Raw genomic sequence first — 6416 nt, 5'->3', positions numbered from 1 at the left:
GAGGAGGGAGGAGGGAGGAGGGAACATTTAACTGGCAGGAATACTTAAGAGCCAGAAAAAAAACTTAAATTTCCGGTAAAATTCACCCTTGAGTTTACACCAACAATACCAGCGGACATGATATTATCTGGCAAAAAAATTCTCCGGGCTGCGGAGCGTCAGCAAAACTTGGTGGAACTAGAGAAAATATTGCCAAGGGGGAAGTCGTTAATACGACCAAAAGTTTTTTTTATCTGTTTCATTTTCCTTTGGTTTCTACTCCACTTTTCAATTTTCGCCACTCTTTGGAGTTATTTTTTCTTTTTTCTTTAAACATCTTAAAGGTATCTGAAGGATATTGAACTTGTGCGCTCGCACTGTCAACACTGGCAATCATTCCTAAAATTGCTAAGAACCCAGAATAGATGATTTGCTTCACAATTACTGTCTTCTTTGCCTTCACATCAAACTCTAGTTTAGCCGATCGCTTACTTGCAGCAAGAAAAGAAAATTACGCGATCTGGGCGCTCGATGCCCCTTTACTGGAAGGCTATGTTCGACTTAGACCTTTAGCTAATTAAAAGTCCACCCCAAGCAAGAAATAAAGAAAAAACTACTGTAGCGATCGCCTGTCTACTTAACAGCAATAAGACAAATCGAAGAGACTGTTCTCGCGTATATGAACCGTCAATAATACCTGACCCCAGAAAGTAATCACCATAACACCCCGTTTATCTGCTACTAAAGTCAGTAGTCCCGAATTATAAGCATGACGGGCTACACCAGCGTGCTTTGCCAGTAAAGTTTTTTGCTGGTTTGTTGGGTGTAACTCAGTTTTGAATCCTAGTAGCATAAAATCAAAGATAGATTATTACAGATAATACTAGATAGCATAAGACCTCTCCAGAAAAGAGGGAACAGGGAACAGGGAATAGGAAGAGAGAATTGATAATTTATGGACAATAATTGATTTTAATTTTTATTTTTGGAGATGTCTATAGATTATGCAAAGCTGTTAATTACCCTAGCAAAAAACTTTTTTAGCAAACCCTAATTAATATCGTCTACAGTTGATAGCATGGTGAAAAATTCAACCTTTTCTTCCACTAAATAAGCTAGCCATTTTCAATAGTTTACAGTTCTAAAAGAAACTTCATTAGTATTAGGATTATAAAGAGTATAGGTAGCATTTCCGGGAAAACTTCCCACATTACCGACTCCTATAACCTGACGGGGTGTCGTCAAAGTTTGAGTAGATGATGTTGTCTCAATAGCACCCACTTCAGCTCCCAACTTTGTCACTCCACTACTCACCGAACCATTTTCCAACTGATATTTAAAAGCTAAACCAGACCTACCACAAAATAAATTATTAACGCCAAAACGCATTAATCTATCTAACATTTGTATCGGTGGAGTATCGGGAGTCAATTTATCACTTACCCCCAGAGTGCTGCCGTGAATTAATAAACAGTCAAGTTCAGAAAAACCAAAAGGCAAATTTCTCAACCATTCTACTGTTTCTCTATCCACATTATCCCATAATGTTTTCACAGTATCTATGCCATATTCTGCTATTAATTCTGTTGGTTCAGTTGTGGTAGTTAATCCATGTAAAATCAAACATTGTTCTTCCCACCATCCCGTACAAACTTGGGGTATAAGTTCGTTTTTTTTGGGATAACGTACTCGCTCTACTAATTTTTGGCAATCTATATTTAGTCCGACTAAATCTCCTAAAATATATAAAGCTTCCACAGAATGTTTCTGCTGTTTAATATCAGCAAGTACCGCTTCATAAGCTGTGATGTTTCCTTGGATTCCAGTTAAAATTGCCCAATAATTCATATAATTTTTTGCTTTTTTTTAGATTAGATAAAATGATAATGAATAATGAATAATTGATCGTTACTTCTGGTTAAAACCGTTATTGATTGAATATAAGGAAATATAGCAGATTCCAAGTATATGAAGTACAGATTTAATAATTAAATCTTTTCAGTGCGAGCATCTTGCTCGCTTGGGTTTACCTGACTAAAGTGGAATCCGCTGTATTATTTCTTCTCTTGGTCAATTGGATATGGCAAGGAGACTTCGCCATCCCATCCTAACGGAATGCTCTGCAAACTTCCGCTTTTTTTGCCTTAAAAAGAGAGGCTTTAAACCAGAATTATTTAATTATTAATTAGTGCTTATGTAAATTATCAGAAAATACCCTATCTTTAGAGGGCGAATGCCATTCGCCCCTACTACATAAGGTGGTTTTACGTAAGTCTTGAATAATTATTAATTAGTGCTTATGTAAATTATCAGAAAATACCCTATCTTTAGAGGGCGAATGCCATTCGCTACATAAGATGGTTCTACGTAAGTCTTGAATAATTATTAATTATTCATTATTAATTATTAATTATTTACTTATCTCTCACAAATATGAGTAGGATCGTCAGCTTTTTCAGCAAACTCTAAACCCCTTGCTAAACGCCAAGCAAAAATTTCTGGCAACCCCTTATTAATTATAGCTTCACAAGTAAGTTGATAATCATAAGGAATCTCTCGAATATTTACTTCTCCTGTTTCATTGTCATAAATAACATAAGTAGCATTCGGTCTGCCATGACGAGGTTCTCCTACAGAACCAACATTAATAATTTTTTTCAGAGGAGCAATACAACTCTTTGACTCTAAATTTTCCCTCCCCAAACTATTAACTTTAACTAATAATTGACCAGCATCAATAGTCCGAACATAAGGCACATGAGTATGACCGCAAAACAACACATCAGCACCACTACTTAATACTCTTTCAACTGCTAAAAATCCATCTAAATCTGGCAATAAATATTCATGGTTACTATGAGGACTACCATGAACAAAACACATATTTTCCTCTTTCAAAGTATGAGGTAAAGATGCTAAATATTCTCGCGTTTCTGGATGAATTTCTCGATCGGTCCATTCGTGAGCTAACTTACCACGTTTTTCTGCTAATAAAGAAGGATAACTACATTCACAAGAATTTAATCCCTCCACAATATCGTCATCCCAACAACCTAAAACTGTGGGAATATCTAAACTGCGAATTTGCTCGACAACTGCGTTAGGATGGGGACCATAACCGACCAAATCTCCGACACAGAAAATTTTCTCTGCTTTCTGTTTTTCTAGATCTATTAATACAGCATTTAAAGCTTCGTAGTTGCCATGAATGCAAGACATAACTGCAATTTTCATACTAATTTTTCCTCTTTTATTATTAATTATTAACTATTAATTATTAGCGACCAAATCTCCCAAACAGAAAATTTTCTCTGCTTTCTGTTTTTCTATAGAACCCATTTGGTATCTCTAAAAAATTAGGCGATAGCCAATCTCTTGAGCATTAATCGGATAAAACTAAAGATTAATCTTGCTCATTATTGTCTGCTGTGCTTTGAGAAAAGTCAAGTAATAATGCTTCTAAAGCGGCGACAATAATATTAGAAATAGGGCTTTTAATTGACTGTTTTAGTGATTCTCTTCCTCCCGCTTTCAAGGCTGTAATTACTCTTGATTTTAGCGTGGAATTTTGATTAACTTCATCCGCAACTTCCACAGCTAATTCTATTTTCTCTTTCTGAGTTTCGGTCCGATAAGTTTTAGAAAGTTGATCTAGCAATTCCTGAATTTCAGAAGCTGCCTCTGCCAGATTTTGCCTTTCATAAGATGTGTTGTAGACTGTGTTATTTTCAATATTTCTATTGTCAATAATAGTGAAAGGTTGATACATAGTTTGTTCTTCTAAGCATCGTTTGAAAGCATCTAATGTTGCCAATAATATCATTCCAACAATAGCTATCAAAACCTGTTGTATAGCTACAGGAATCGCGACATATACTAAAAGAAAAATAAAAATTAACAAAATTCCCGAAAGAACCATTGCTGTAATAAATTTGTAACGCTTATCGAGCTTATACTTTTCTAAGACATCATTGGCGGATTCTGACATATAAGTTTTGCCTCCTTTATAAGTTTGAAAGTTAATCCAGATGATCTAGCTGTTCGTTGGCTGTTTGCTCTGGTGATAATAAATCTGATGCTGTATTTTTTGTAGAGTTAATCATACTTTCCCATAGATTTGCTACCTCTCTTAGTGAATATTGAAGTGGACTAGCAAGTCCAAGAATTATCAAGAATGGGCCGAATAAAGGAGCGCTTGACATTAAATATAAACCGACTCCTACCCCAGTCAGACTAGCAAAGATTTTAGCTAACTCTTTACCTAATGCGATTTGTCGATTAAAATTAGCTTGTTTTTGAGATTCTTCAATTTGAATGGCAACTAAGTCTTGCTTGAGCTGACTTTCCTTGAGTTGGTCTATATAAGGCAGAAGCTTGACAATTTTTTCAACTTCTTCAATTGTTTCTGCTTGGCGAGTTTTCTCTGCTAAAACCTGATTTATCAGCTCTAAATCAGAATTTTTCGTCTCGCGGAGAGGAATGGGTCTACTCTCAGAAGTTTGAGAATCAGGAAAGATTCTTTTGTTTGGAAAATCTGGGTCTAAATTTTGACTCATACAATTTGTTCTGGAGGCTCAATAATTATTACTAATAATTTAATTGCTCTTGGGTTTCCCCCTAACCATTTAACAACTTTATAACATTGAGCAAGCATTCATGGGTAAGCCCGCTAATTATTATAGCGGTTTTCACAAAGGTAGACTACAAAATTTTTATAAATGCCTTTAAGTCAAAATCTCTGTATTCTATGTTAATGAAAAGCGCTATAATTATTAATTATTAATTATTAATTATTAATTATTCTGTTTCTTTTACTTGTTCTTGATAAGCTAAAATTGCTGCATCGGGCAAACAACAATCTTGTAAAGTTTCTGCCAAAGCTTTTTGATTTAAGTTATTACCAAAAACTTCAATTCCACTAAAACGTTCTGGTCTACCTTTTAGCCATCTTGGTAAATTTAATTCTTGATATTCAGTCTCTTTTCCTAGTACAAAATCAAAGTATAAAGCACGTCCGTCAGCAATATCAAAAATTGCTTTAGCACGAATAATTTCACCATAAGCTCCAGCGGTTAATTCTTCATACCAAAAAACATCTAAACTTGCCGGATCGATGACTTGCCCCTGGGTGGGCGATCGCCAGAATTGACAGTTATTAATATTGCTCTCAATAGCAAATCCTTCTACAGTTTCGTTCGCCCACTGATGCCATTCGCTATCTTTTGTTCCTGGTGGGATAATAGCAATACGATTGCTAGGAATCCTATCGAGCAGTGATGACATTGCATCTAGCTCTAAATAAAATCCTAATTCAATGAAAGTAACTGTACCATTAGCAAGATATTCTATGAGTTGTGACTCTTGAGCATCAGTAATAATTTTTAGATTGGGAAAATCCGTAGCAAGGTAAGTGTGGTCAATGGGAACATTGCCAGTACCGGGACTGAAATAAACAGCAGGAATATCTTTCGGGATTTGTTCCCGAATAAAATTTGTTTTGCCGACTCCCGGTGGACCCGCTACTACAGTGATTATAGGTTTTGACATCTTTCTTCCATAACTCAACTTTTCAATCCTGATACAATACGGGAACTTGCCATCCTTGCTCCCGATAGGTTTCTGGCGACGGGTCCTACTTGCAAAGCAGCTAACCCACCCATAATAAATAGTTTACAACCAGACCAGCACAAATATTCATCTAATACTGGCAACCCGTTCACTATTTTCACTGGGTGGGTATGCAAGACTTCTTTCAAGATAGGTTGTTGTGTGACATCAAGTTTTGTACCTGTTGCCAACCAGATACGATCGCCCTCCCACGTCATTCCATCATCACATTTTACTTGCCAGCGATCGCCGACAAACTCAGCACTTACTACCTGACATTCCTCAAAAATAGATAACTCGTCTTGGTGTTGGTAACGGCGCAACTGAGTCATTACTGCTGGTGTCACCGAACCGCCATCTCGTGCTTGTTGAATTAACTGCCATCGTTTTTGCCAGTCAGTTTCAGCGCTAAAACCTTTTAAATATTTTGGACCTAACCAACCCGGTTCCGCATCAAATAATTTCTCTTTAAGCTGACGTCTGACCATCAAGGTTACGTTTGCGCCTCGTGTTAATGCTCCCACTGCTAAGTGACCGCTAGTTAATCCCCCACCGATAATCAGCACTTTTTCTCCTCTAAGTCGCAAACCTCGCAAGTCTACTTCGTGGGAGTGACAAAGGCGTTGGTTTGGATCGGAGGTGGAAATTTTTTTCGCCCATTCTGGAAGTTGCGGTTTTCCCCCACCATTAGCTATGACTACTTGACGAGCTATGGTTGAGTTGCCATCATCTAGTTCGACTCGAAACTGAGGGTTCCCTCGGTAGGTTATGGGAGCAATGTTTGTCACTGATGCTTTGTATACTTTGTCTTCTAACTGCCAGCGACTAAA

Annotated in this window: 9 protein-coding genes; 1 reads left to right on the top strand and 8 read right to left on the bottom strand. The window is 36.9% G+C overall.

From position 1 onward, the window contains the following. Nucleotides 1-238: 238 nt before the first annotated feature. Nucleotides 239-418, bottom strand: coding sequence for a hypothetical protein (locus F6K40_RS37895; protein ID WP_293144754.1), 180 nt, complete (start codon nucleotides 416-418; stop codon nucleotides 239-241). On the opposite strand from F6K40_RS37895, the gene F6K40_RS37890 reads away from it, so the two are divergent. Further along, the gene (locus F6K40_RS37890) at nucleotides 405-560 is read left to right on the top strand and encodes a hypothetical protein (protein ID WP_293144751.1); all 156 of its coding nucleotides are present in this window, start codon (nucleotides 405-407) and stop codon (nucleotides 558-560) included. The genes F6K40_RS37895 and F6K40_RS37890 overlap by 14 nt on opposite strands. 56 nt (nucleotides 561-616) lie before the next feature. On the opposite strand, the gene F6K40_RS37885 is transcribed toward F6K40_RS37890, so the two are convergent. The 7 genes from F6K40_RS37885 to F6K40_RS37855 form a co-directional block, all read right to left on the bottom strand. Next, nucleotides 617-832 (bottom strand): helix-turn-helix domain-containing protein, encoded by a 216-nt coding sequence (locus F6K40_RS37885; RefSeq protein WP_293144748.1) that lies wholly within the window; start codon nucleotides 830-832, stop codon nucleotides 617-619. A 272-nt stretch (nucleotides 833-1104) separates the two neighbouring features. Next, nucleotides 1105-1827 (bottom strand): metallophosphoesterase family protein, encoded by a 723-nt coding sequence (locus F6K40_RS37880; RefSeq protein WP_293144745.1) that lies wholly within the window; start codon nucleotides 1825-1827, stop codon nucleotides 1105-1107. A gap of 570 nt (nucleotides 1828-2397) precedes the next feature. Beyond that, on the bottom strand, nucleotides 2398-3213 hold the full coding sequence (locus F6K40_RS37875; RefSeq protein ID WP_293144742.1) for a metallophosphoesterase family protein: 816 nt from the start codon (nucleotides 3211-3213) through the stop codon (nucleotides 2398-2400). A gap of 169 nt (nucleotides 3214-3382) precedes the next feature. Continuing rightward, nucleotides 3383-3967: an MCP four helix bundle domain-containing protein gene (locus F6K40_RS37870; protein WP_293144739.1), complete on the bottom strand. Its 585-nt coding sequence runs from the start codon at nucleotides 3965-3967 to the stop codon at nucleotides 3383-3385. Nucleotides 3968-3998: 31 nt separating this feature from the next. Beyond that, nucleotides 3999-4535 (bottom strand): hypothetical protein, encoded by a 537-nt coding sequence (locus F6K40_RS37865; RefSeq protein ID WP_293144736.1) that lies wholly within the window; start codon nucleotides 4533-4535, stop codon nucleotides 3999-4001. A 241-nt stretch (nucleotides 4536-4776) separates the two neighbouring features. Beyond that, complete coding sequence (locus F6K40_RS37860) at nucleotides 4777-5526, bottom strand: GTP-binding protein (RefSeq protein ID WP_293144733.1); 750 nt, start codon at nucleotides 5524-5526, stop codon at nucleotides 4777-4779. A 14-nt stretch (nucleotides 5527-5540) separates the two neighbouring features. Next, a partial coding sequence (locus F6K40_RS37855) for a SidA/IucD/PvdA family monooxygenase (RefSeq protein ID WP_293144730.1) occupies nucleotides 5541-6416 on the bottom strand: 876 nt, incomplete at its 5' end.

The organism is Okeania sp. SIO3I5, from assembly GCF_010672085.1.
Lineage (GTDB): Bacteria > Cyanobacteriota > Cyanobacteriia > Cyanobacteriales > Microcoleaceae > Trichodesmium.
This window is presented reverse-complemented; position numbering and strand designations above follow the sequence as displayed.